Source organism: Pseudomonas sp. DF5 (genome assembly GCF_058148225.1).
In genome coordinates this window covers 1-24,473 of record NZ_JBYVYM010000013.1, presented here as the reverse complement: position 1 = coordinate 24,473, position 24,473 = coordinate 1, and the positions used below count along the sequence as shown (strand labels likewise).

Annotated in this window: 20 protein-coding genes; 15 read left to right on the top strand and 5 right to left on the bottom strand. The window is 59.8% G+C overall.

From position 1 onward, the window contains the following. Positions 1-45: 45 nt before the first annotated feature. Positions 46-1,575 (top strand): DHA2 family efflux MFS transporter permease subunit, encoded by a 1,530-nt coding sequence (locus AC30D7_RS13910; protein WP_490134440.1) that lies wholly within the window; start codon positions 46-48, stop codon positions 1,573-1,575. Positions 1,576-1,697: 122 nt separating this feature from the next. Here the strand turns inward: AC30D7_RS13910 and lpxH are convergent, their stop codons facing one another. Next, positions 1,698-2,450 carry a UDP-2,3-diacylglucosamine diphosphatase gene (gene lpxH, locus AC30D7_RS13905; protein ID WP_490134439.1) on the bottom strand — a complete coding sequence of 251 codons (753 nt, stop codon included), beginning with the start codon at positions 2,448-2,450 and terminating at the stop codon, positions 1,698-1,700. After that, positions 2,447-2,953 carry a peptidylprolyl isomerase gene (locus tag AC30D7_RS13900; protein WP_490134438.1) on the bottom strand — a complete coding sequence of 169 codons (507 nt, stop codon included), beginning with the start codon at positions 2,951-2,953 and terminating at the stop codon, positions 2,447-2,449. Before AC30D7_RS13900 ends, lpxH begins: the two co-directional genes overlap by 4 nt. Before the next feature lie 262 nt (positions 2,954-3,215). Between AC30D7_RS13900 and AC30D7_RS13895 the strand changes: the two genes are divergently transcribed. Continuing rightward, positions 3,216-4,916: a glutamine--tRNA ligase/YqeY domain fusion protein gene (locus AC30D7_RS13895; protein WP_490134437.1), complete on the top strand. Its 1,701-nt coding sequence runs from the start codon at positions 3,216-3,218 to the stop codon at positions 4,914-4,916. Between the two features lie 20 nt (positions 4,917-4,936). After that, positions 4,937-6,319: a cysteine--tRNA ligase gene (gene cysS / locus AC30D7_RS13890; RefSeq protein ID WP_019580054.1), complete on the top strand. Its 1,383-nt coding sequence runs from the start codon at positions 4,937-4,939 to the stop codon at positions 6,317-6,319. A gap of 66 nt (positions 6,320-6,385) precedes the next feature. On the opposite strand, the gene AC30D7_RS13885 is transcribed toward cysS, so the two are convergent. After that, a complete protein-coding gene (locus AC30D7_RS13885; RefSeq protein ID WP_490134436.1) occupies positions 6,386-8,278 on the bottom strand; it encodes a sigma-54-dependent Fis family transcriptional regulator in 1,893 nt (630 codons plus the stop codon). Positions 8,279-8,558: 280 nt separating this feature from the next. Here AC30D7_RS13885 and AC30D7_RS13880 point away from each other — a divergent pair, with 280 nt between their 5' ends. Genes AC30D7_RS13880 through AC30D7_RS13855 form a run of 6 tightly spaced genes read left to right on the top strand, consistent with a single transcriptional unit; the run spans position 8,559 to position 14,494 of the window. After that, positions 8,559-9,653, top strand: coding sequence for an ABC transporter ATP-binding protein (locus tag AC30D7_RS13880; protein ID WP_490134435.1), 1,095 nt, complete (start codon positions 8,559-8,561; stop codon positions 9,651-9,653). Next, a complete protein-coding gene (locus AC30D7_RS13875) occupies positions 9,653-10,750 on the top strand; it encodes an ABC transporter ATP-binding protein (protein ID WP_490134434.1) in 1,098 nt (365 codons plus the stop codon). The genes AC30D7_RS13880 and AC30D7_RS13875 overlap by 1 nt, the downstream gene beginning before the upstream one ends. Continuing rightward, positions 10,747-11,613 (top strand): carbohydrate ABC transporter permease, encoded by an 867-nt coding sequence (locus tag AC30D7_RS13870; protein ID WP_019580058.1) that lies wholly within the window; start codon positions 10,747-10,749, stop codon positions 11,611-11,613. The genes AC30D7_RS13875 and AC30D7_RS13870 overlap by 4 nt, the downstream gene beginning before the upstream one ends. An 8-nt stretch (positions 11,614-11,621) precedes the next feature. After that, positions 11,622-12,422 (top strand): carbohydrate ABC transporter permease, encoded by an 801-nt coding sequence (locus tag AC30D7_RS13865; RefSeq protein WP_007940908.1) that lies wholly within the window; start codon positions 11,622-11,624, stop codon positions 12,420-12,422. A 10-nt stretch (positions 12,423-12,432) separates the two neighbouring features. Further along, complete coding sequence (locus AC30D7_RS13860; protein ID WP_018925490.1) at positions 12,433-12,705, top strand: DUF2160 domain-containing protein; 273 nt, start codon at positions 12,433-12,435, stop codon at positions 12,703-12,705. A 46-nt stretch (positions 12,706-12,751) separates the two neighbouring features. After that, positions 12,752-14,494, top strand: coding sequence for an ABC transporter substrate-binding protein (locus AC30D7_RS13855; protein ID WP_490134433.1), 1,743 nt, complete (start codon positions 12,752-12,754; stop codon positions 14,492-14,494). A gap of 82 nt (positions 14,495-14,576) precedes the next feature. Here AC30D7_RS13855 and AC30D7_RS13850 read toward each other — a convergent pair whose 3' ends face one another. Further along, the gene (locus AC30D7_RS13850) at positions 14,577-15,986 is read right to left on the bottom strand and encodes a heavy metal sensor histidine kinase (protein WP_490134432.1); all 1,410 of its coding nucleotides are present in this window, start codon (positions 15,984-15,986) and stop codon (positions 14,577-14,579) included. Further along, on the bottom strand, positions 15,983-16,657 hold the full coding sequence (locus AC30D7_RS13845) for a heavy metal response regulator transcription factor (RefSeq protein ID WP_007940896.1): 675 nt from the start codon (positions 16,655-16,657) through the stop codon (positions 15,983-15,985). Before AC30D7_RS13845 ends, AC30D7_RS13850 begins: the two co-directional genes overlap by 4 nt. A 467-nt stretch (positions 16,658-17,124) precedes the next feature. Here AC30D7_RS13845 and AC30D7_RS13840 point away from each other — a divergent pair, with 467 nt between their 5' ends. From AC30D7_RS13840 to AC30D7_RS13815, 6 genes are all read left to right on the top strand, one after another. Beyond that, the gene (locus tag AC30D7_RS13840) at positions 17,125-18,384 is read left to right on the top strand and encodes a TolC family protein (protein WP_204124093.1); all 1,260 of its coding nucleotides are present in this window, start codon (positions 17,125-17,127) and stop codon (positions 18,382-18,384) included. A gap of 49 nt (positions 18,385-18,433) precedes the next feature. After that, the gene (locus AC30D7_RS13835; protein ID WP_019580062.1) at positions 18,434-19,627 is read left to right on the top strand and encodes an efflux RND transporter periplasmic adaptor subunit; all 1,194 of its coding nucleotides are present in this window, start codon (positions 18,434-18,436) and stop codon (positions 19,625-19,627) included. Positions 19,628-19,679: 52 nt separating this feature from the next. Then, positions 19,680-22,832, top strand: a complete 3,153-nt coding sequence (locus tag AC30D7_RS13830) for a CusA/CzcA family heavy metal efflux RND transporter (protein WP_490134431.1) — start codon at positions 19,680-19,682, stop codon at positions 22,830-22,832. A 234-nt stretch (positions 22,833-23,066) separates the two neighbouring features. Next, on the top strand, positions 23,067-23,267 hold the full coding sequence (locus AC30D7_RS13825; RefSeq protein ID WP_349746488.1) for a co-regulatory protein PtrA N-terminal domain-containing protein: 201 nt from the start codon (positions 23,067-23,069) through the stop codon (positions 23,265-23,267). Between the two features lie 78 nt (positions 23,268-23,345). Next, positions 23,346-23,678 carry a DUF2790 domain-containing protein gene (locus tag AC30D7_RS13820; protein WP_490134430.1) on the top strand — a complete coding sequence of 111 codons (333 nt, stop codon included), beginning with the start codon at positions 23,346-23,348 and terminating at the stop codon, positions 23,676-23,678. 369 nt (positions 23,679-24,047) lie between these two features. Next, a complete protein-coding gene (locus tag AC30D7_RS13815; RefSeq protein WP_490134429.1) occupies positions 24,048-24,428 on the top strand; it encodes a DUF6124 family protein in 381 nt (126 codons plus the stop codon). Positions 24,429-24,473 lie beyond the last annotated feature (45 nt).

The window sequence follows — 24,473 nt, the reverse complement described above, 5'->3', positions numbered from 1 at the left end:
CAGCGCCGGCCCCGCTCCAAGAAATTCAGCTCCAAAGGATTCGCGATGAGCAAAAACGCCTCTTTCTCGCCGCCCAGCCTGGTGCTCAGCACCATCGGCCTGTCGCTGGCGACGTTCATGCAGGTGCTCGACACCACCATCGCCAACGTGGCCTTGCCGACGATTTCCGGCAACCTGGGCGTGAGTTCGGAGCAGGGCACCTGGGTGATTACCTCGTTTGCCGTGAGCAACGCCATCGCGCTGCCGCTGACCGGTTGGCTCAGCCGGCGCTTTGGTGAAGTGAAATTGTTTCTCTGGGCGACGATGCTGTTCGTGCTGGCGTCGTTTTTGTGCGGTATCTCGACCTCGATGCCGGAGCTGATCGGTTTTCGGGTACTGCAAGGCTTGGTGGCCGGGCCGTTGTACCCGATGACCCAGACGCTGTTGATCGCGGTCTATCCGCCCGCCAGGCGCGGCATGGCCCTGGCGTTGCTGGCGATGGTCACGGTGGTGGCGCCGATTGCAGGCCCCATTCTCGGTGGCTGGATTACCGACAGCTACAGCTGGCCGTGGATCTTCTTCATCAACGTGCCGATCGGGATCTTCGCGGTGATGGTGGTGCGCCAGCAGCTCAAGGCGCGTCCGGTAGAGACCAGTTACCAGCCGATGGATTACGTGGGTCTGATCACCTTGATCATTGGGGTGGGCGCGTTGCAGGTGATCCTCGACAAGGGCAATGACCTGGACTGGTTCGAGTCGAACTTCATCATCATCGGCGCGGCTATTTCGGTGATTGCGCTGGCAGTGTTCGTGATCTGGGAAATGACCGACAAACACCCGGTGGTCAATCTGCGGCTGTTCGCCTACCGCAACTTCCGCATCGGCACCATCGTGCTGGTGGGCGGATACGCCGGGTTCTTCGGCATCAACCTGATCCTGCCGCAATGGCTGCAAACCCAGATGGGCTACACGGCCACCTGGGCTGGCCTGGCGGTGGCGCCGATCGGCATTCTGCCGGTGGTGTTGTCGCCGTTTGTTGGTCGGTACGCGCACAAATTCGACCTGCGATTGCTGGCCGGTGGCGCGTTCCTGTGCATCGGTTTGAGTTGCTTCATGCGTGCCGGGTTTACCAACGAAGTGGACTTCCAGCACATCGCCCTGGTGCAGCTGTTCATGGGCATTGGCGTGGCGCTGTTCTTCATGCCGACCTTGAGCATTTTGATGTCGGACCTGCCGCCGAGCCAGATTGCCGACGGCGCGGGGCTGGCGACATTCCTGCGGACCCTGGGCGGTAGTTTTGCGGCGTCGTTGACCACCTGGATCTGGATTCGCCGGGCCGATCAGCACCATGCGTATTTGAGTGAAAGCATCACCACCTATGAGCCGGCGACCCGGGAGGCGTTGAACACGCTGGGCGGGGCGGGCAACCCGGCCTACGCGCAACTGGATCATGTGCTGACCAGCCAGGCGTACATGCTCTCCACCGTGGATTACTTCACATTGCTGGGGTGGGCGTTCATGGGCTTGATTCTGCTGGTATGGCTGGCGAAACCGCCGTTTGCGGCGAAAGCGGGGCCTGCAGCAGCCGGTCATTGAGTCAACACAGTCCCTGTGGGAGCGGGCTTGCCCGCGATGACGGTGTATCAGTCAACAAAGTTGTTGAATGTGATTCCGCTATCGCGGGCAAGCCCGCTCCCACAGGTTCTTTTGTTCGGCAGTTAGTTCGCGGGTGCTGCCAACTGTGGGGGCGGGGTGAAATCAAATGGCGCCAACGCAAACCCTTGCTCATCCACCTGCAACGCCCAGCCTTGACGGTCCCAATCCCCCAGCACAATGCGCTTGGCCGCCTGCTCGCCAATCTGCAATTTGTGGATGGCGGGGCGATGGGTGTGGCCGTGAATCAAGGTTTTCACGCCATAGGCCTGCATGACCCGCGGCACTTCCTCAGGCGTAACATCGACAATGTCATTGGCCTTCATCCGCGTCTGCGCACGGCTTTCGCTACGCAACTTGCGCGCCAGTTTATGCCGGGTGCCCAAAGGCAGATGGCGCAGGATGAACAGGGTGATCGGGTTACGCAGGTAGCGCCGCAGCTTCATATAACCTACGTCGCGGGTGCAAAGGCTGTCGCCGTGCATCAACAGCACCGGCTCGCCGTAAAACTGCACGACACTCGGATCTTTGAGCAAGGTACAGCCGGCCGCTTTGCAGAAGGCCTTGCCGAGCATGAAGTCGCGATTGCCGTGCATCAGGAAAATGGCCGTGCCGCTGTCGCTTAAGTTCCGCAGGGCTTGGCAGATGGAACGCTGGAAGGCTGTCATGGCATCGTCGCCAATCCACGCCTCGAAAAAGTCGCCCAGAATGTACAACGCACTCGCCGAGCGGGCGCGTCCAGCGAGCAAATCCAGAAACGCCCGGGTAATGTCCGGGCGCTCCTCTTCCAGATGCAAGTCTGAAATCAGCAGTATCACGCTTCGATGATCTCGGCTTTCTCGATGATCACGTCGTCTGCTGGTACGTCCTGATGACCGGCCTTGGAGGTGGTGGCCACGCCTTTGATCTTGTCGACTACGTCGGTGCCTTCAACCACTTCGCCGAATACCGCGTAGCCCCAGCCCTGAACGGTCTTGGCGCTGTGGTTCAGGAAGCTGTTGTCAGCCACGTTGATGAAGAATTGCGCGGAAGCCGAATGCGGCTCCATGGTGCGGGCCATGGCAACGCTGTACTTCTTGTTCGGCAGGCCGTTGTCGGCTTCGTTCTGGATGCTTGGGCGCTTGTCTTTCTTTTCTTTCATGCCAGGCTCGAAACCGCCGCCCTGGATCATGAAGTTGCCGATGACGCGGTGGAAAACGGTGTTTTCGTAGTGACCGGCCTTGACGTATTCGATGAAGTTGGCAACGGTCAGCGGTGCCTTTTCAGCGTTCAGTTGCAGAACGATGTCGCCGAAGTTGGTAGACAGTTTGACTTGAGTCATGATCAGTACTCTTTATAGAAATTCGTGGGTTTCAGGGCGCTTTGGCCCTCAACCGGTCCGGCCAGTGTCGGCCAAGGTGCGCAGTTTAGCGTGCCGGGCGTGAATTTCGAGGCTGTTTTTCATTGCCGGCCGATTAAATGCAACCGATTGCCGGCCTGCTCTGTCAGCCACTTGACAGCATCGGCTATGATAAGCCCCTTTGATTTATAACAGCCGCTTTGATTTGGCCAACTGGCCGCGCACTTGTACGTTCAAGGATCCTATGAGCAAGCCCACTGTCGACCCTACCTCGAATTCCAAGACCGGCCCTGCCGTGCCGGTCAATTTCCTGCGCCCGATCATCCAGGCGGACCTGGACTCGGGTAAGCACACGCAGATCGTTACCCGTTTCCCGCCTGAGCCCAACGGTTACCTGCACATTGGTCACGCCAAGTCGATCTGCGTGAACTTCGGCCTGGCCCAGGAATTCGGCGGCGTCACCCACCTGCGTTTCGACGACACCAACCCGGCCAAGGAAGACCAGGAATACATCGACGCGATCGAAAGCGACGTCAAATGGCTGGGCTTCGAATGGTCCGGTGAAGTGCGCTATGCCTCGCAGTATTTCGACCAGTTGCACGACTGGGCGGTAGAGCTGATCAAGGCCGGCAAGGCCTACGTCGACGACCTGACCCCTGAACAGGCCAAGGAATACCGTGGCAGCCTGACCGAGCCGGGCAAGAACAGCCCGTTCCGCGACCGCTCGGTTGAGGAAAACCTCGACCTGTTCGCCCGCATGAAGGCCGGCGAGTTCAAGGACGGCGCACGTGTGCTGCGGGCCAAGATTGACATGGCCTCGCCGAACATGAACCTGCGCGACCCGATCATGTATCGCATCCGTCATGCGCATCACCACCAGACCGGCGACAAGTGGTGCATCTACCCGAACTACGACTTCACCCATGGTCAGTCGGACGCCATCGAAGGCATCACCCATTCGATCTGCACCCTGGAGTTCGAAAGCCATCGTCCGCTGTACGACTGGTTCCTCGACAACCTGCCGGTCCCGGCGCACCCGCGTCAGTACGAATTCAGCCGTTTGAACCTGAACTACACCATCACCAGCAAGCGCAAGCTCAAGCAACTGGTCGATGAAAAGCACGTCAATGGCTGGGACGATCCGCGCATGTCCACGCTGTCGGGCTTCCGCCGCCGTGGCTACACCCCGGCGTCGATCCGCAACTTCTGCGACATGATCGGCACCAACCGTTCCGATGGCGTGGTCGACTTCGGCATGCTCGAGTTCAGCATCCGTCAGGACCTGGACGCGAATGCCCCGCGCGCCATGTGCGTGCTGCGTCCGTTGAAAGTCGTGATCACCAACTACCCGGAAGACCAAGTCGAGAATCTCGAACTGCCACGTCATCCGCAGAAAGAAGAACTCGGCGTGCGCAAGCTGCCGTTCGCCCGTGAAATCTACATCGACCGCGATGACTTCATGGAAGAGCCGCCAAAAGGCTACAAGCGCCTGGAGCCGAACGGCGAAGTGCGTCTGCGCGGCAGCTACGTGATCCGTGCCGACGAAGCAATCAAGGATGCCGACGGCAACATCGTCGAACTGCGTTGCTCGTACGACCCGGAAACCCTGGGCAAGAACCCCGAAGGCCGCAAGGTCAAAGGCGTGATCCACTGGGTGCCGGCTGCGGCCAGCGTCGAGTGCGAAGTGCGTCTGTACGATCGTCTGTTCCGTTCTCCGAACCCGGAGAAGGCCGAAGACAGCGCCAGTTTCCTGGACAACATCAACCCTGACTCACTGCAAGTCCTCACCGGTTGTCGTGCTGAACCCTCGTTGGGCAACGCACAGCCGGAAGACCGTTTCCAGTTCGAGCGCGAAGGTTACTTCGTCGCGGATATCAAGGACTCGAAACCGGGCGCTCCGGTATTCAACCGTACCGTGACCCTGCGTGATTCGTGGGGCCAGTGATCAAGTCTTAAGGAACTGTCGTGCTTACGATCTACAACACGCTCACCAAGAGCAAAGAAGTCTTCAAGCCGCTGGATGGCAACAAGGTGCGCATGTACGTCTGCGGGATGACCGTGTACGACTACTGCCACCTGGGCCACGGCCGCAGCATGGTCGCGTTCGACCTGGTGACCCGCTGGTTGCGGTTCAGCGGTTACGACCTGACCTACGTGCGCAACATCACCGATATCGACGACAAGATCATCAATCGTGCCAACGAGAACGGCGAGTCGTTCGAAGCGCTGACCGAGCGCATGATCGCGGCGATGCACGAAGATGAAGCGCGCCTGAACATCAAAAAGCCGGACATGGAGCCGCGTGCCACGGATCACATCCCGGGCATGCACGCGATGATCCAGACCCTGATCGACAAGGGCTACGCCTACGCACCGGGCAATGGCGACGTGTACTACCGCGTCGCCAAGTTCATGGGCTACGGCAAGCTGTCGCGCAAGAAGATCGAAGACCTGCGCATCGGCGCACGAATCGAAGTCGACGAGTCGAAACAGGACCCGCTGGACTTCGTGCTGTGGAAAGGCGCCAAGCCGGGCGAGCCGAGCTGGCCATCGCCGTGGGGCGACGGTCGTCCGGGCTGGCACATCGAGTGCTCGGTGATGTCCACCTGCTGCCTGGGCGAGACCTTCGATATTCATGGCGGCGGCAGCGACCTCGAGTTCCCGCACCACGAAAACGAAATCGCCCAGAGCGAAGCGGCCACCGGCAAGACCTACGCCAACGCGTGGATGCATTGCGGCATGATTCGCATCAATGGCGAGAAGATGTCCAAGTCCTTGAACAACTTCTTCACCATTCGCGACGTGCTCGACAAGTACCACCCGGAAGTCGTGCGTTACCTGCTGGTGTCGAGCCACTACCGCAGCGCGATCAACTATTCGGAAGACAACCTCAAGGACGCGAAGGGCGCCCTCGAGCGTTTCTACCATGCGTTGAAAGGCCTGCCGAAAGTGGCACCGGCGGGTGGCGAAGCCTTCGTCGAGCGTTTCACCCAGGTGATGAACGACGACTTCGGCACGCCGGAAGCCTGTGCGGTGCTGTTCGAGATGGTCCGCGAGATCAACCGTCTGCGCGAGAGCGATCTGGATGCGGCGGCCGGTCTGGCGGCACGCTTGAAAGAGCTGGCCAGCGTGTTGGGTGTGTTGCAGCTTGAAGCCGATGACTTCCTGCAGGCCGGCGCTGAAGGGCGGGTCGATGCGGCTGAGGTTGATGCACTGATCCAGGCGCGCTTGACTGCCCGTGCCAACAAAGACTGGGCCGAATCCGACCGCATCCGCGACCAGCTCACCGCCATGGGCGTGGTGCTGGAAGACGGCAAGGGCGGCACGACCTGGCGTCTGGCTGACTGATCGCTGCGTTTGCTACAAACAAAACCCGCCTTGTGCGGGTTTTTGTTTGCGCCACTGATCGTCCTGTCACTCGACCTGGCGCAACCGCTTGTACAAGGTATTGCGACTAACCCCCAACCGTCGCGCCAAGTGCGAAATATTTCCCCCAGCCGCCTGCAATTGCCGATTCAATGCCTCGGCATCATTCAAATCAACGGCTATCTGCTCCGGTGTATCCACCGGCTCCATCTCGAGATCGACAAAAAAATCATCCGGTAAATGTTCCGGTCGCACCGGCTGTTCCTCGGCCATGGCCAACGCCACCTGCATCACGCTGCTGACCTGACGCAAATTCCCCGGCCACGGATGACGGCTGAACAGGTCCAGCACCTCGGGGCTCAACCCGGCCCATTGCGACGGTTCGCGGTGTTGTTCCCACAAGCGCTTGAACAGTGCCTGCTTGTCGCTGCGTTCCCTGAGCGGTGGCAGTTCCAGGGTCAAGCCACCGATGCGGTAATACAAATCCTCACGAAACCGCCCCAACTGCACCTGCTCGCGCAACAAGCGGTTGGTCGCCGAGATGATCCGGATGTCCACCGGGAACAACTCGCTGCTGCCTACCGGTTGCACGCAACGCTCCTGCAACACCCTCAGCAGCCGTGCCTGGGTCGGTAGCGGCATGTCGCCGATTTCATCGAGGAACAGGGTGCCTTTGTCGGCCTTGCGGATCAGCCCGATGCTGCCTTTCTGGTTGGCACCGGTGAACGCGCCTTTCTCGTAGCCAAACAGCTCGGACTCCACCAGTTCGGCGGGGATCGCTGCACAGTTGACGGCAATGAACGGTTGTTTGCTGCGTGAGCTGGCGTGGTGCAGGGCTTTGACGAAGACTTCCTTGCCGACCCCGGTTTCCCCGTGGATCAACAATGGAATGTCCTTCTCCAGCAAACGCTCGGCCTGGCGCACGGCTTTTTCCACGCGGCTGTCGCCAAAGTGCAGGGTGTTGAGGCTGATCGCGGCGGGCGCTGCCAGGGTGGGTTCGGGGCTCTTGGGGTCAGCACTTTTTGTTTCAGCACTCTTTATTTCAGTGCTCTTTTTTTCTGCAAACAGCCGCGCCTGAATCGACGCCTGCTTCGGTCGTTTCAGCACGCACTGGAAACGGTTGTTTCCTGAGGCTTGCAGGGAAAACGGCAGGCCGTCCGGCTGATTCAGCAGCTCCATCAACGAGACTTTGAACAGGCTTTCGACGCTGACCCGCGACAAGCTGATGCCCAGCAGATTGTCGGCCCGGCGGTTGGCCGACAGTACCTGACCGGTTTCATCGAAGATCAGCATCCCGGCCCATTGGCTGTCGAGGTTGTTCAACCCGGTGTTGAAGGTCAGTTGGAAATGCTGGCCGTGGAACAGGTTGAGGATCAGCCGGTTCTCCACGGTCTGGCTCATCATCTTGACCATGCCCAGGGTGTGGGAGGGCGGCAAGTAGCTGTCGCTGGACACGTCCAGCACCGCGATCACCTTGCGCTCGGCATCGAAAATCGGCGCGGCGGAACCGGTCATGAAGCGGTTGGCCTTGAGGAAATGTTCATCGTGTTCGATGTGCACGGCCTGCTCGCAGGCCAGCGCGGTGCCGATCGCATTGGTCCCGCTGCAATGCTCCATCCAGCTGGCGCCGACGCTGAAACCGCGGGTCAGGCTCGGCTCGATGAAACGCTGGGTGCCCCACGACGTCAGCACCTGGCCGTGATTGTCGGCGAGCATGATCAGGCAATTGGAGTTGCTGAGGATATTTTCGTAATACGGCAGCACTTCCTGATGGGTGGTCTGCACCAGGGAATGCTGGCTCTCCAGCAAGTGGGCGATGCCGTCTGCCGGTAACTGATCGAACGCCGGAGCGCTCTGATGATCGAGCCCGAACGCGCGGCAGCGGGACCAGGAGTCCTGGATGATGGCGTCGTGGGAGCGCTTTGAGACAGGTACGGCCATGGTGGTCGATCTCTGGGCAAGCTTTTATTGTTTTTATGGGTTTTGCATCACGTGAGGGCCACGCAAAAAACATCCGTAGAGTGTTGTTCACATTTGTTCATTGTCAATCGTTGAGTTGTTCAGTTGTTCATTCGTGGTTGTTCATTTCTGTTCAGCAACGAATGCGATTTTTATGTTGATTGAAGGGATTTCCAGCCAAATCAAACGCTTGAGATTTTTGGCACGGATGTCGCTACGTAGCTCCGGTCGCTTGACTCAAAAAATAAAAAAAGGCCGAGCCATGTCACTCATCCTGGAGCACGTCAGCCGCACCGTCGAAGGCCAGACCTGGATCGACGATGCGTGCCTTAATTTCGAACCCGGATCGTTCAACGTTTTGCTCGGTCGCACGCTGTCCGGCAAAACCAGCCTCATGCGCCTGATGGCCGGTCTGGACAAGCCCGACAGCGGCCGCGTCCTGATGAACGGTGTCGACGTCACCCAACGCCCGGTGCGTTTGCGCAACGTGTCGATGGTGTATCAGCAGTTCATCAATTACCCGACCATGACGGTGTTCGAGAACATCGCTTCCCCATTGCGTCAGGGCGGCGTTTCCAACGAGCTGATCCAGCGCAAAGTGCTGGAAACCGCGAAGATGCTGCGCATCGAGAAATTCCTCCAGCGCCATCCGCTGGAACTCTCCGGTGGCCAGCAACAGCGCACGGCCATGGCCCGGGCGCTGGTCAAGGACGCCGAGCTGATTCTGTTCGACGAGCCGCTGGTCAACCTCGACTACAAGCTGCGCGAGGAGCTGCGCCAGGAAATGCGCGAACTGTTCAAGGCGCGCAACACCATCGCGATTTACGCCACCACCGAACCCAACGAAGCCCTGGCGCTGGGCGGCACCACGACGATTCTTCACGAAGGTCGGGTGATTCAGAGCGGCAAGTCCTCCGAGGTCTATCACCAGCCACAAACCGTGCTGGCGGCGGAGCTGTTCTCCGAGCCACCGATCAACCTGATGCCGGGGCGCATTGCCGGCAACGAAGTCAGTTTCGCCAATTTCGTGCACTTTCCGTTGAACGTCGATCTGCGCCCGGTGGGCGAGGGCGAGTTCCGTTTCGGCGTGCGCCCCAGCCATATCTCGCTGGTGCCGAGCAACGACGATGACCTGGAACTGGCGGTGACTGTCGAGGTGGCCGAGATCAGCGGTTCGGAAACCTTCCTGCACGTGCGCAACGAGTATTTCCTGTTGGTGCTGCACCTGCCGGGGGTGCATGAATACGACGTCGATGCGCCGATTCGCATCTATATACCGACCCATAAACTGTTTGTGTTCGATATGCAGGGGCGGCTGGTCCAGGCGCCCGGTCGCCGCATTGCGAGGGTTGCCTGATGGCCGAAATCCGTTTGCAGAGCCTTGCCCACAGCTACACCCCTACGCCGACCGGCCCCGAGGATTACGCGATTCGCGAAATGGACCACGTCTGGGAGCAGGGTGGCGCTTATGCGCTGCTCGGCCCCTCGGGGTGCGGTAAGTCGACCTTGCTCAACATCATTTCCGGGTTGCTCAGCCCGTCCCAGGGTCAAGTGCTGTTCGACAGCAGAGTGGTCAACGAACTGACCCCGGAAAAGCGCAACATCGCTCAGGTTTTCCAGTTCCCGGTGGTCTACGACACCATGACGGTGTTCGATAACCTGGCCTTCCCGCTGCGCAATCAGGGCATGGTCGAAGCGAAGATTTTCAGCAAGGTGCATGAGATCGCCGAAGTCCTCGACCTTCAGGCATTGCTGCACAAGAAGGCCCGCAACCTCACCGCCGATGAAAAACAGAAAGTCTCCATGGGCCGTGGGCTGGTGCGCGATGACGTGTCGGCAATCCTCTTCGATGAACCGCTGACGGTGATCGACCCGCACCTGAAGTGGAAGCTGCGGCGCAAGCTCAAGCAGATCCACGAGCAGTTCAACATCACCATGGTCTACGTCACCCACGATCAGCTCGAAGCTTCCACTTTCGCGGACAAGATCGCGGTGATGTACGGCGGGCAGATCGTGCAGTTCGGTACGCCACGGGAGTTGTTCGAACGGCCGAGCCACACCTTTGTCGGCTATTTCATCGGCAGCCCGGGAATGAACCTGATCGACGTCCAGCCGCAGGCCGGCGGTGTCGGTTTTGCCGGGACTCACTTGCCATTGTCCACTGCGATGCAACAGCGGATCGCCGACGGCGAATGGAAAAGCCTGAAGGTCGGCATCCGTCCGGAGTTCGTCCATGTGTGGGAGGAGGCCTTTGATGACGCGTTGCGGGCAAAGGTCGTACACGTCGAGGACCTGGGCACCTACAAAATCATGACCCTGAACCTCGACGGCGTGCTGCTGAAAGTGCGCCTGGCCGAAGACAAACCGGTGCCCGAGGGCACGGCGTACATCAGTTTTCCGGGGCAATGGCTGATGGTCTACGCCGATGATTACTTGCTGGAGGTGCAGCCATGAACAAGGTGCAGAACAACAAGGCCTGGTGGCTGGTATTGCCGGTGTTCCTGCTGGTGGCGTTCAGTGCGGTGATCCCGATGATGACCGTGGTCAACTACTCGGTGCAGGACATCTTCGACCAGTCCAGCCGCTATTTCGTCGGCGCCGATTGGTACAAGCAGGTCTTGCTCGACCCACGGCTGCATGACTCGCTGCTGCGCCAGTTCATCTATTCCGGTTGTGTGTTGTTGATCGAAATTCCGTTGGGCATCGCCATCGCCCTGACCATGCCGATCAAGGGCCGCTGGTCGTCGCTGGTGTTGATTCTCCTGGCGATTCCGCTGCTGATTCCGTGGAACGTGGTTGGCACCATCTGGCAGATTTTCGGTCGGGCCGACATCGGCTTGCTCGGGGCCAGCCTCAACGGCATGGGCATCAGCTACAACTATGCGGCCAACACCATGGACGCCTGGGTCACGGTGTTGGTGATGGACGTCTGGCACTGGACATCACTGGTGGCGCTGCTGTGTTTCTCCGGGCTGCGGGCGATTCCGGACGTGTATTACCAGGCGGCGCGGATCGATCGGGCGTCGGCCTGGGCGGTGTTCCGGCACATCCAGTTGCCCAAGCTCAAGAGCGTACTGCTGATCGCGGTGATGCTGCGGTTCATGGACAGTTTCATGATCTACACCGAACCGTTCGTGCTGACCGGTGGTGGTCCGGGCAATGCCACGACCTTCTTGAGTCAGACCTTGACCCAAATGGCCGTAGGGCAATTCGACCTCGGCCCGGCGGCGGCTTTCTCGCTGGTGTACTTCCTGATCATCCTGTTGGTGTCGTGGCTGTTCTACACCGCCATGACTCACTCTGACGCCAATCGGTGAGGCCCGCCATGAGCAAGAGAAAGCTGATTCCACTGCTGGTCTACATCCTGTTCCTGCTGGTGCCGATCTACTGGCTGCTGAACATGTCCTTCAAAAGCAACACCGAAATCCTCGGCGGCCTGACGCTGTTTCCCCAGGATTTCACCTTCGCCAACTACAAGGTGATCTTCACCGACCCGAGCTGGTACACCGGCTACCTCAACTCGGCGTACTACGTCAGCATGAACACAATCATTTCCCTGATCGTGGCGTTGCCGGCGGCGTATGCTTTTTCGCGTTATCGCTTCCTCGGTGACAAGCACCTGTTCTTCTGGCTGCTGACCAACCGCATGGCACCACCGGCGGTGTTCCTGCTGCCGTTCTTCCAGCTGTATTCCTCGATCGGGTTGTTCGACACGCACATCGCGGTGGCGTTGGCTCACTGTCTGTTTAACGTGCCGCTGGCGGTGTGGATTCTTGAGGGCTTCATGTCTGGCGTTCCCAAGGAAATCGACGAAACCGCCTACATCGATGGCTACAGCTTTCCCAAGTTCTTCGTGAAGATTTTCGTTCCGCTGATCGGCTCCGGGATCGGTGTCACGGCGTTTTTCTGCTTCATGTTTTCCTGGGTCGAACTGTTGCTGGCACGAACCCTGACGTCGGTGAACGCCAAACCCATCGCCGCGGTGATGACCCGCACGGTCTCGGCGTCCGGTATTGACTGGGGCGTGCTGGCGGCGGCGGGGGTGTTGACCATCCTGCCGGGCATGCTGGTGATCTGGTTTGTTCGCAACCACGTGGCCAAGGGCTTTGCCCTGGGCCGGGTATGAGGAACTGATGATGGAATGGATGAGTTGGACTGGCCCGACGGCGGCGTTCTTCGGTGTCATTGCCTTGATCCTGGTGGGCATGACGACTTGGGAGTTGCGTTCGCCAAGCATTCTTCGAAAAGGTTTTCTGCCGATTACCACCACCCGTGGCGATCGGCTGTTTATCGGTCTTCTCGGCAGCGCCTACCTGCATTTGCTGGTAATCGGCGTCACCGACTGGAGCATCTGGATAGCGTTCGCGTTGTCCCTGGTGTGGCTGTTGGCTGTGATGCGTTGGGGCTAGTCGAATCGCTCGGCAATGTTGCTCCGAAACCCATAAAGGAGGTCTTATGTTCGATAAAAACAATAAGCTGCGACATAGCATTTCACTGGCAGCCATGCTGGCACTCAGCGGATTGAGCGCATCGGCCTGGGCTGATGCCTACGAAGACGCTGCGAAAAAGTGGATCGGCGGCGAATTCAAACCGTCCACCCTGACGGCCGATCAGCAACTCGCGGAATTGAAGTGGTTCATCAAGGCGGCCGAGCCGTTTCGCGGGATGGACATCAAGGTTGTCTCGGAAACCCTGACCACCCATGAATACGAGTCCAAGGTGCTGGCCAAGGCCTTCACCGAGATCACCGGGATCAAAGTGACCCACGACCTGCTGCAAGAAGGCGATGTGGTGGAAAAGCTGCAGACCGTGATGCAGTCAGACAAGAGCATCTATGACGGCTGGGTCAACGACTCGGATCTGATCGGTACGCACTTTCGCTATGGCAAGACCGAGGCGATCACCGACCTGATGGCCAACGAAGGTAAAAACTTCACCTCGCCGACCCTCGACATCAAGGACTTCATCGGCACGTCCTTCACCACCGCGCCCGATGGCAAGCTCTATCAATTGCCCGATCAACAGTTCGCTAACCTCTACTGGTTCCGCGCCGACTGGTTCGAGCGGCCGGAGCTGAAAGCCAAGTTCAAGGAAAAGTATGGCTATGAACTGGGCGTGCCGGTGAACTGGTCTGCCTATGAAGACATCGCCAAATTCTTTAGCGAAGACGTCAAGGAAATCGACGGCAAGCGGGTCTACGGGCACATGGACTACGGCAAGAAAGACCCGTCCCTGGGCTGGCGCTTTACCGATGCCTGGTTCTCCATGGCCGGCGGCGGTGACAAGGGCTTGCCCAACGGTTTGCCGGTGGATGAGTGGGGCATTCGTGTTGAAGACTGCCACCCGGTTGGCTCCAGCGTGACCCGCGGGGGCGATACCAACGGCCCGGCAGCGGTGTTTGCCACCACCAAATACGTCGACTGGATGAAGAAATACGCGCCACCAGAAGCGGCGGGCATGACCTTCTCCGAATCCGGCCCGGTGCCGTCCCAGGGCAACATCGCCCAGCAAATTTTCTGGTACACCGCGTTTACCGCAGACATGACCAAACCGGGCCTGCCGGTGGTGAATGCCGACGGCACGCCAAAATGGCGCATGGCGCCATCGCCACGCGGACCGTATTGGGAAGAGGGCATGAAGCTTGGGTATCAGGACGTGGGTTCCTGGACATTCATGAAGTCCACGCCTGAGAAACAGAAACTGGCGGCCTGGCTGTACGCGCAGTTCGTGACCTCGAAAACCGTATCGTTGAAGAAAACCATCGTCGGCCTGACACCAATCCGCGAGTCGGACATCAACTCGCAAGCGATGACCGACCTGGCACCGAAGCTCGGTGGCCTGGTGGAGTTCTACCGTAGCCCGGCCCGCGTGCAATGGACCCCGACCGGCACCAACGTGCCGGACTATCCGCGTCTGGCACAGTTGTGGTGGAGCCACATCGCCGAAGCCGCCAGCGGCGAGAAAACCCCGCAACAGGCGCTCGATGGTCTGGCCAAGGATCAGGACGCGATCATGACCCGTCTGGAACGCTCCAAGGCCCAGGCCACTTGCGCGCCGAAAATGAACCCGGAACGCGACGCGCAATACTGGTTCGACCAACCGGGCGCACCGAAGCCGAAACTGGCCAACGAGAAGCCTAAAGGTGAAACCGTGAGCTACAACGAACTGCTGAAATCGTGGGCGGATGCGCGTAAGTAATTGTCTGTAATGTGAAGCGCGAACGGCACCGAAAGGTGCCGTTTTACTTTGTGACTGTTCCACCGCCAGGTATTGCGGTGACCTACATTGCATTTTCGTTTTTGGGGAAAACCAGTCTGAACACGGTCATCGCACCGGGCGGACTTTCAACCTCGGCCACTCCCTGATGCACGCTCATGATTGAGCGCACGATGGCCAGACCCAGTCCGGTGCTGCCTTGCGAGCGGGAGCGGCTGCTGTCGACCCGGTAAAAGCGGTCGAACAGGTGCGGAAGATGCTGCGCTTCGATGCCCGCGCCGGGGTTGCTGACCCGCAGCGAAACCTGAGTCGGCTCTTGCTCAATGTGCAGCGAAACCGTTTGCCCGGCCGGGCAGTGGCGCAGGGCGTTGGACAGCAGGTTCGAGATCGCCCGTTGAATCATCAGACGGTCGCCCAGTACCCGTGCGCTGGCGCCTGTCACGCGCAGGCTGATGCGCTTGTCTTGCGCCGACAAGGAAAACAGGTCGGCCACTTTCTCGACTTCTTCTTCCAGGGCGACTGATTCGAAGGACGTGAGCGCTGCCGGATTGCTGGCCTGCGCCAGAAACAGCATGTCCGAGACAATCCGCGCAACACGCTCCAGCTCTTCAGTACAGGACACCAAGACGTTTTTGTACGCCTCGGCCGTGCGTTCCCGGGACAGCGTCACCTGTGCCTTGCCCATCAGATTGTTGATCGGCGTGCGCAGTTCATGCGCCAGGTCATCGGAGAACTGCGACAACTGCTGCACACCATTGTCGAGGCGATCCAGCATGAAGTTGATCCCCTGGGCCAGTTCACTGAGTTCCTGGGGCATGTCGAGCACCGACAGCCGATGGCCGAGGTCTTGCGTCGAGACCATCGCCGCCACTTTGCGAAACTCGCGCAACGGCATCAGCCCCCGCTGTACGGCGGCCCAGGCACTGAGGCCGATGAAGATCAGCAGCAATGGCAACGCAATCAGCGTCGAGCGCAGATAGGCGCTGAGCAACGCCTGATTGTGGGCATCGTCCATCGACAGCAGCACCGGGACGCGGGTGCCGTCCTTGATGCGGACCAACCGAGAGGCGGTCAGGTAGTGCTTGCCTTGATCGTCGGTGCCGTCGGAGAACGCCAGTGGTTCGTCGGCGGCCAGTACTGCCTTGCGTTCAAGGCGCGGGTCGGCCATGCCGGAGCCGGATTTCAACAGAGGCGTGCGCAAGTTACTGCGGTCATAAATCGTCAGGGTGAGGTTGTCATGGCCCATGACCTGATCGAGCAGAATGTGCGGCGCCGAACGAATTTCTGCGGCATCGGCGTACAGCGACAGGCTGTGTTCCACCTGTTCCATCTTCTGGGCCAGGCTGTCCCTGGATAACGCGTTCAACTCATGGGTCAGGGCAAAGTAGGCAAGGATCGCCAGGAACACCACCAGTAGCGCGCCGAGAATACTCACCGTCAGGCCCAGGCGCATCGACAGGCTGGCCGGCTTCATTCCCGCGCCTCCAGGACATAGCCGACACCGCGCAGGGTGTGGATCAGTTTGCTGTCGAACGGGTCGTCGATCTTCGCCCGCAAACGCCGGATCGACACTTCGACCACATTGGTGTCGCAGTCGAAATTCATGTCCCACACCAGCGAAATGATCTGGGTGCGGGTGAGCACTTCCCCGGACTGGCGCATCAGCAGATGCAGCAGGGCGAACTCCTTGGTGGTCAGGTCGATGCGCTGCTCGCCGCGAAAGGCGCGGTGACGGCCCGGATCAAGTTCCAGGTCGGCGACTTTGAGCACCTGCGGCACCGGGATGTTTTCGCTGCGGCGCATCAGCGTGCGCACTCGCGCCAGCAATTCCGGAAACTCGAATGGCTTGACCAGATAATCGTCGGCACCCAGATCCAGACCACGAATCTTGTCGGCCAGACGCCCGCGGGCGGTGAGCATCATTACTCGGGTGGAATGGGTGCGACGTAATTGTTCCAGCACGCCCCAGCCATCGAGTTCCGGCAGGTTCACATCCAGGATCACCAGGTCGTATGCCTGCTGTTGCGCCAGATGCAGTCCGTCGGCGCCAGTGGCCGCGTGGTCAACGATATAACCACTTTCCGTCAGTCCCTGATGCAAGTATTCGGCAGCTTTAAGCTCGTCCTCGACGACAAGGATTCGCATGATCTATCACCACTTTTATTTAATGGATATTTAATTAAGGTGGCCGGGAAAGTTGTTGTTTTTGTAGGGGCTTCCGGACGGTTTTGAATAACGACTAGAGGTTGTGAGTTGCTGGTTTTCTACAGCGGTTTCCCTGTGTGATGGCGTGCAAGGTAAAGGCTGTAGTGGCTACAGGGTCAACTGAAATGCTGGGTCTTGAGCCCTGAAAATGGCGATCTGCGACAGCCTGTCGCAGCAGGCAAGCCCGAATGCCCATGCGCCACATTCAGGCAAGTGCTGTTTGGCAGATAACTACCGTGTATTTGTTTCCATGTATTGCTATGTCGCCTTTCGCACTTCGCATCCTAGATCAAAACAACTTCCATAAACCGTGGATGACGGATTTGTAATGTTCCAGTCACCTTGCCGATAAGTTCAAAACCCTACCGTGGCGGCATCAAAGATTCTTGAATAAAGGAAGTCTTCCATTGCCCGGTTTAAAAGAACGGACGGCGCGAGCACGCCTGAAAAAAACAGCGAGGACAGTGACGGCCAGCGTTGTGTTGCTGGCCGGCACGGGGCTTGTGCATGCATCGACCCTGACCCTCGATCAAGCCCTGCAAACGGCATTCGCCGGTAACCCGGATCTGGCGGCTGCGCAGTGGGAAATCGGCATCGCCGAGGGTGAGCGCAAACAGGCCGGCCTGATCCCCAACCCCGAAGTGTCGTGGGAGGCCGAAGACACCCGGCGCGATTCGCGAACCACCACGGTGATGCTCAGCCAACCGATCGAACTGGGCGGCAAACGTGGCGCACGGATCGACGTCGCCAGCCGCGCGCAGGACGCCGCCGGGATAGAGTGGGAGCGCAAGCGCAATGCCTTGCGCGCCGATGTGATTCAGGCGTTCAACAGCGCCCGGACCGCGCAACAGCGCTTGCAGTTGTCTCGTCAGTCGCTGCAACTCGCCGAACACGGTTTGCGCGTCGCCCAAGGACGCATCGAGGCCGGCAAATCATCGCCGGTCGAAGGCACCCGGGCGCACGTGCAACTCTTAGAAGTACGCCTGGAACTGAGCCGCGCCGAGCGCGATCAGGCCAACGCCTATCAGCAATTGGCGCAGGTCATGGGCGCACCGTTGCCAGCCTCGACCACCGTGCAAGCGGCCACGCAAAGCATGCCCACCGTGCCACCGGCGAGCCGATTGCTGGAGCGCCTGAACGAGACCGCGGAGCTGCGTCTGGCCAAATTGCAGATCGATCAGCGCGAAGCCTCACTGGGTCTGGAAAAGTCGCAACGCATTCCCGACCTGACCGTGAGCATTGGCAGCCAATACAGCGAAACCGAGCGCGAGCGGGTCAACGTGGTCGGGCTGTCGCTGCCGATTCCGCTGTTCAACCGCAATCAGGGCAACGTGCTGGCAGCAGCCCGGCGCAGCGATCAGGCGCGGGATCTGCGCAATGCCACCGAGCTGCGTTTGCGCACGGAAATCCAGACCAGCCTTGAGCAATGGCAGACCGCCAACGGCGAAGTCGAGGCGTTCAACCAGACCATCCTGCCCGCTGCGCAAAGTGCGGTCGACAGCGCCACGCGCGGCTTCGAAATGGGCAAGTTCGGCTTCCTCGATGTGCTCGACGCCCAGCGCACCCTGATCAGCGCACGTAGCCAATACATCCAGGCCGTCAGCGAGGCGACGGACGCGCGAGTACGCATCGAACGCATCTTCGGCGACCTCACCGTCAGCCCTTGAATTTCATCTTTCAAATCACTGCGCGATGGCATGGCGCAGAGGAGTTTCCATGGAAAAAAAACTGATCGTGGTGGCTGCGGCGACGTTGGCGCTGGGCATTGGTATTGGCTCGATGTGGCCGGGCAATGCGTCCATCGACGCGCACGCCGATGAAGCGGCGGAGCACGCCGATCACGCTGAAGAAGGCGCAGCAGCCGACGGCGAACATGCAGAAGAAGGGCACCTGGAGCTGAGCGCTGAACAGATCACCGCGGCGGGCATTCAACTGGCCGAAGCGCGGGCGCAGTACATCAGCCTCGGCTTGCCGTTCCCCGGCGAAGTGCGCTTTGACGAAGACCGCACTGCGCACGTAGTGCCTCGGGTGCCCGGGGTGGTCGAGTCGGTGTCGGTCAATCTCGGGCAGTCGGTGAAGAAGGGCCAGTTGCTGGCGGTGATCGCCAGTCAGCAGATCTCTGATCAGCGCAGCGAACAGGCTGCCGCGCAGCGTCGCCTGACCTTGGCGCGCACCACCTACGAACGCGAGAAAAAACTGTGGCAGGACAAGATCTCCGCCGAGCAGGATTTCCTTCAGGCACGCCAGGCATTGGAAGAAGCCGAAATTGCCCTGACCAATGCCCGGCAAAAAATCAGCGTGCTCAGTGGCAGCGTGGTCGCCACCGGCGGCAATCGCTATGAACTGCGCGCGCCGTTCGACGGTGTGGTGGTGGAAAAACACCTGACGCCGGGGGAGGTGGTCGATGAATCCACAGCGGCTTTTACCCTCTCCGACCTGTCGCGGGTGTGGGTGACGTTCGGCGTTTCGCCCAAGGATCTGACCAAGGTGCAAGTGGGCAAACCGGTCACCGTCAGCGCCCCGGAACTCAATGCCGAAGTCGCCGGCACCGTGGCCTACGTCGGCAGTTTGCTCGGTGAACAGACCCGCACTGCAACGGTCCGCGTGACCTTGGAAAATCCGCAAGGCTCGTGGCGCCCCGGCCTGTTCGTCACCGCGCTGGTGGCGACCGACAGTCGCCAAGCCAGGGTCGCCGTACCTGAAACCGCGATCCAGACCGTCGAGGACAAACCCACGGTGTTCGTGCGCACCGACGACGGCTTCAAGGCGCAAGCGGTGGAGCTGGGCAGTCGCGCGGCCGGTCTGGTGGAAGTCACCCAAGGGCTGGAGCCGGGCGTGCAAGTCGCCAGTGCCGGCAGCTTCGTCCTCAAATCGGAATTGGGCAAAGCCTCGGCCGAGCATTCTCACTGAAGACGCTCACTGAAGGCTCCCACCGATCCGCCCCCTCGACGAGAAGGTTCTCATGTTCGAACGCCTGATCCAGTTTGCCATCGAGCAGCGCATCATCGTGCTGCTCGCTGTTCTCCTCATGGCCGGCCTCGGCATCGCCAGTTATCAAAAGCTGCCGATCGACGCCGTGCCCGACATCACCAACGTCCAGGTGCAAATCAACACCGGCGCGGCCGGGTTCTCGCCGCTGGAAACCGAGCAGCGCATCACCTTCCCGATTGAAACCGCCATGGCCGGTTTGCCGGCGCTGGAGCAGACCCGCTCGCTGTCGCGTTCGGGGCTGTCGCAGGTCACGGTGATCTTTAAGGACGGCACCGATCTGTTCTTCGCCCGGCAATTAGTCAACGAGCGCTTGCAGATCGCCAGGGAGCAATTGCCCGAGGGCGCGGAAGCGCTGATGGGGCCGATTTCCACCGGGCTTGGCGAGATTTTCCTGTGGACGGTGGAGGCGCAGGAAGGTGCGCTCAAGGACGACGGAACCGCCTACACGCCAACCGATTTGCGGGTGATTCAGGACTGGATCATCAAGCCGCAATTGCGCAACGTGCCCGGTGTGGCCGAGATCAACACCATCGGCGGGTTCGCCAAGGAATACCAGATCGCCCCCGACCCGAAGCGGCTGGCGGCTTACAAATTGACCCTCACCGATCTGGTCACGGCGCTGGAGCGCAACAACGCCAACGTCGGCGCCGGTTACATCGAGCGCAGCGGCGAGCAGTTGCTGATTCGCGCGCCTGGGCAAGTGGCGAGCACCGATGACATCGCCAATATCGTGATGGCCAATGTCGACGGGACGCCGATCCGGATCAAGAACGTCGCGACGGTAGACATCGGTCGCGAACTGCGTACCGGTGCCGCCACCGAAAACGGTCGCGAAGTGGTACTGGGCACGGTGTTCATGCTGATCGGCGAAAACAGCCGAACGGTCTCCCAGGCAGTGGCGACCAGGCTTGAGCAGATCAATCGTTCCCTGCCCAAAGGCGTGATCGCGGTGCCGGTGTATGACCGCACGCACCTGGTGGACAAGGCCATCGCCACGGTGAAAAAGAACCTGGTGGAAGGGGCGATTCTGGTCATCGCGATTCTGTTCCTGTTCCTGGGCAACATCCGCGCGGCGTTGATCACCGCGATGGTCATTCCGCTGTCGATGCTGTTCACCTTCACCGGCATGTTCACCAACAAAGTCAGTGCCAACCTGATGAGCCTCGGCGCCCTCGACTTCGGCATCATCGTCGACGGCGCGGTGGTGATCGTCGAAAACACCCTGCGACGGCTGGCCCATGCGCAGCAGCATCACGGGCGTTTGCTGAGCCGTTCCGAGCGTTTCCACGAAGTATTCGCGGCGGCCAAAGAAGCGCGGCGGCCGCTGATTTTTGGCCAGTTGATCATCATGGTCGTGTACCTGCCGATCTTCGCCCTGAGCGGTGTCGAAGGAAAAATGTTCCACCCGATGGCCTTTACGGTGGTCATCGCGCTGTTGGGCGCCATGCTGTTGTCGGTGACCTTTGTGCCGGCGGCCATCGCGTTGTTTGTCACCGGCAAGGTCAAGGAAGAAGAGGGCGTGGTCATGCGCGGCGCGCGTCGCGTTTATGCGCCGGCGCTGGCGTGGGTGATGTCCCATCGCGCCATGGCGGTGGGGGCGGCGCTGGCTGTGATTGTGCTCAGCGGCGTGCTTACCAGCCGCATGGGCAGCGAGTTTGTGCCGAGCCTCAGTGAGGGCGATTTTGCCCTGCAAGCCTTACGCGTACCGGGCACCAGCCTCACGCAATCGGTGGATATGCAGCAGCGTCTGGAGACCTTGATCCTCAACAAGGTGCCCGAAGTCGAGCGTGTGTTCGCCCGTACCGGTACCGCCGAAATCGCCTCCGACCCGATGCCGCCGAACATCTCCGACAGCTACGTGATGCTCAAGCCGAAGGCGCAGTGGCCGGATCCGGGCAAGTCCCGCGAGACCCTGGTGGCGGAACTGCAACAAGCCGCCGCGACGCTGCCGGGCAGCAACTATGAACTGTCGCAGCCGATCCAGTTACGCTTCAATGAACTGATCTCCGGCGTGCGCAGTGATGTGGCGGTCAAGGTGTTCGGGGATGACATGGACGTGCTCAACGCCACGGCGGCGAAGGTCGCTGCCGCCATGCAGAAGGTCAATGGCGCATCCGAGGTCAAGGTCGAGCAAACCACCGGCCTGCCGGTGCTGACCATCAACATCGACCGCGACAAGGCGGCGCGTTACGGGCTCAACGTCGGTGACGTGCAAGACACCATTGCGGTGGCGGTCGGCGGGCGTCAGGCCGGGACACTGTATGAAGGCGATCGGCGTTTCGACATGGTGGTGCGCCTGTCTGATGCCATGCGCAAGGACATCGACGGTTTGTCGGCACTGTTGATTCCGGTGCCGGCGCCCCCGAATGGCGCGGCTGATCAGATTGGCTTCATCGCCCTCAAGGACGTCGCCAGCCTTGATCTGGTGCTCGGGCCGAATCAAGTCAGCCGCGAAAACGGCAAGCGGTTGGTGATCGTCAGCGCCAACGTGCGTGGGCGCGATATTGGCTCCTTCGTTAAAGAGGCCGGCGAGGTGATCGAGCGCGATGTGCAGGTGCCGGCGGGTTACTGGACCACGTGGGGCGGTCAGTTCGAGCAACTGCAATCGGCGGCCAAGCGCTTGCAGATCGTGGTGCCGGTGGCTTTACTGTTGGTGTTCGGGCTGCTGTTCATGATGTTCAACAACCTCAAGGATGGCTTGCTGGTGTTCACCGGAATTCCGTTTGCGTTGACCGGGGGCGTCATGGCGCTGTGGCTGCGGGACATTCCACTGTCGATCTCGGCAGGCGTCGGTTTCATTGCGCTGTCGGGGGTGGCGGTGCTCAACGGGTTGGTGATGATCGCGTTTATCCGCAATTTGCGGGAGGAGGGGCGTTCGCTCGCTGATGCAATCAATGAGGGTGCGCTCACACGTCTGCGCCCGGTGTTGATGACGGCGCTGGTGGCGTCCCTGGGCTTCATTCCCATGGCTTTGGCGACCGGCACGGGTGCCGAGGTGCAGCGACCGTTGGCGACGGTGGTGATCGGTGGGATTCTGTCTTCGACCATCCTGACGTTGCTGATCTTGCCGGCGCTGTATCAGTTGGCGCATCGGCGGGATGAGGAAGCAACTCCCACCCCCTAAACCAACTCTGTGAATACAACCCCTGTGGCGAGGGAGCAAGCTCCCGCTGGGCTGCGCAGCAGGCCCCGCTTTTCAGATGAAGAGCAAGGGCCGCTTCGCGCCCCAGCGGGAGCAAGCTCCCTCGCCACAGGTGCCTTTCAGGTTACATAACGGATATGTAATTTGCGCGCCACCGTCATGAAAGGTTCGGATTGTTACCTTGACCTCGTTAGTTAATTAAACGAGGAATCAAACATGAAACTTGTACAACTGAGTGCGTTTGCAGCGGCGTTGGTGATGTCTTCCGTTGTTTTGGCTGAAGGTGGCGGCGACAGAACCTTTGAAAAAATGATGGCGGCCAATGACCGCTCGGTGGAGGCGTTTGTCGCCAAGGAACAGGCGCGCAACCCCATCGTGTTGAATGAAAAAAAGGACGACAAGACCAAAGACTTGTAAGCGTGTCGCACCTGAACTGGCCCGTCATCGATTGCCGATGCCGGGCTTTTTTTGAGCCTGGATTTGAAGGTACTGGGTATGACAGTTTTTAAGTGGATGGCGTTCGCCGGGGCGCTGGCGATGTCGTTGAATGCGCTGGCAGAAGGCGGCGGTGACAGGACGTTTGAGAGGGCGTTCAGTGCCAACGCCAAAGCCATGGAACAGTACGCGGCCAACCAAGGCAAACCTGCGCCGGTGGTGAAGGACTACGAATACGGAATGAAGCTGGATGTGGTGAAAGTGGTGAGCGTTGTGCGACCGCAAGTTGCTTGTGCCGTGGTGCCCACCGCAATGACCTACGAAGATTCAAAGGGCCAAATCAACACCATCAAATACACCGTGGCTGGCGATTGCCGCCGACAGGGCGGGTGAGGGCGCAGAGAGTTTCCAACCTACGTTGAGTATTTCAATTCGGGATGTTTAATGGATGTGGCGCAAGTACAGACGCTTCCCACAATGTTTTCAGGTTGTCCGTCGGACGTCCGGTCTCTAGCCTGTGTTCGTCGCTGAAAATTCAGCGACCGGGCTTGGAAACCCCGGAGGTAAGAGAGCACAAAAGCGCCTTTCATAACGTATGCTTGCGCACCTTCATGGTGTGCACTCTGTTATGGCGGCTGTACGCGGGAGACCTTCGTGTCTGCCGGGTTGCTCTCTCCCGGGTTTCCAACCTGCGTACAGCTGCCACCCATTCGCTTGGAAACCGAATGGGCCAGCTGCAACTATCAAAGAGAGAGAAACATCATGAAAAAACCAACACCAAACCCTCCCGAAGCAAACACAGCTACGGACACCGACACAACATCCCCCTACGCCTCCATCGACTCCAAAAAACTCCACGAAGCTGCCGAGCGTGCGCTCGATTACTACCTGAATCCGACCGCCCACGTCATGGCCACGCCCTACACCCCCAACCAGATGTATTTCGCCAATCCCAAAGCCGATACCGAATCCCTGCTGGCCAATGCCAGCGAATCATTGTCCTCGGCCACGGTCATGCTCGGTGACTTCGCCGCGCTGCTGGAAGGCACCCATCGCAAGACTCTGTTGGGTATTGCGCAAGTGGTGATGTTGGGAGAGTTGGCGGTGAATCAGGCGTTGGATAACGTCGAGGTGGCTACATAGCCCTGTGGGAGCGAGCCTGCTCGCGATGGCGGTGGGGCAGTCGAC

Bases quoted from the DNA above. Each gene is read 5' to 3' on its own strand.
- AC30D7_RS13910 (WP_490134440.1), top strand. From the start codon at position 46: ATGAGCAAAAACGCCTCTTTCTCGCCGCCCAGCCTGGTGCTCAGCACC.
- AC30D7_RS13900 (WP_490134438.1), bottom strand. From the start codon at position 2,953: ATGACTCAAGTCAAACTGTCTACCAACTTCGGCGACATCGTTCTGCAA.
- AC30D7_RS13895 (WP_490134437.1), top strand. From the start codon at position 3,216: ATGAGCAAGCCCACTGTCGACCCTACCTCGAATTCCAAGACCGGCCCT.
- AC30D7_RS13885 (WP_490134436.1), bottom strand. From the start codon at position 8,278: ATGGCCGTACCTGTCTCAAAGCGCTCCCACGACGCCATCATCCAGGAC.
- AC30D7_RS13880 (WP_490134435.1), top strand. From the start codon at position 8,559: ATGTCACTCATCCTGGAGCACGTCAGCCGCACCGTCGAAGGCCAGACC.
- AC30D7_RS13875 (WP_490134434.1), top strand. From the start codon at position 9,653: ATGGCCGAAATCCGTTTGCAGAGCCTTGCCCACAGCTACACCCCTACG.
- AC30D7_RS13870 (WP_019580058.1), top strand. From the start codon at position 10,747: ATGAACAAGGTGCAGAACAACAAGGCCTGGTGGCTGGTATTGCCGGTG.
- AC30D7_RS13865 (WP_007940908.1), top strand. From the start codon at position 11,622: ATGAGCAAGAGAAAGCTGATTCCACTGCTGGTCTACATCCTGTTCCTG.
- AC30D7_RS13860 (WP_018925490.1), top strand. From the start codon at position 12,433: ATGGAATGGATGAGTTGGACTGGCCCGACGGCGGCGTTCTTCGGTGTC.
- AC30D7_RS13855 (WP_490134433.1), top strand. From the start codon at position 12,752: ATGTTCGATAAAAACAATAAGCTGCGACATAGCATTTCACTGGCAGCC.
- AC30D7_RS13850 (WP_490134432.1), bottom strand. From the start codon at position 15,986: ATGAAGCCGGCCAGCCTGTCGATGCGCCTGGGCCTGACGGTGAGTATT.
- AC30D7_RS13845 (WP_007940896.1), bottom strand. From the start codon at position 16,657: ATGCGAATCCTTGTCGTCGAGGACGAGCTTAAAGCTGCCGAATACTTG.
- AC30D7_RS13835 (WP_019580062.1), top strand. From the start codon at position 18,434: ATGGAAAAAAAACTGATCGTGGTGGCTGCGGCGACGTTGGCGCTGGGC.
- AC30D7_RS13830 (WP_490134431.1), top strand. From the start codon at position 19,680: ATGTTCGAACGCCTGATCCAGTTTGCCATCGAGCAGCGCATCATCGTG.
- AC30D7_RS13825 (WP_349746488.1), top strand. From the start codon at position 23,067: ATGAAACTTGTACAACTGAGTGCGTTTGCAGCGGCGTTGGTGATGTCT.
- AC30D7_RS13820 (WP_490134430.1), top strand. From the start codon at position 23,346: ATGACAGTTTTTAAGTGGATGGCGTTCGCCGGGGCGCTGGCGATGTCG.
- AC30D7_RS13815 (WP_490134429.1), top strand. From the start codon at position 24,048: ATGAAAAAACCAACACCAAACCCTCCCGAAGCAAACACAGCTACGGAC.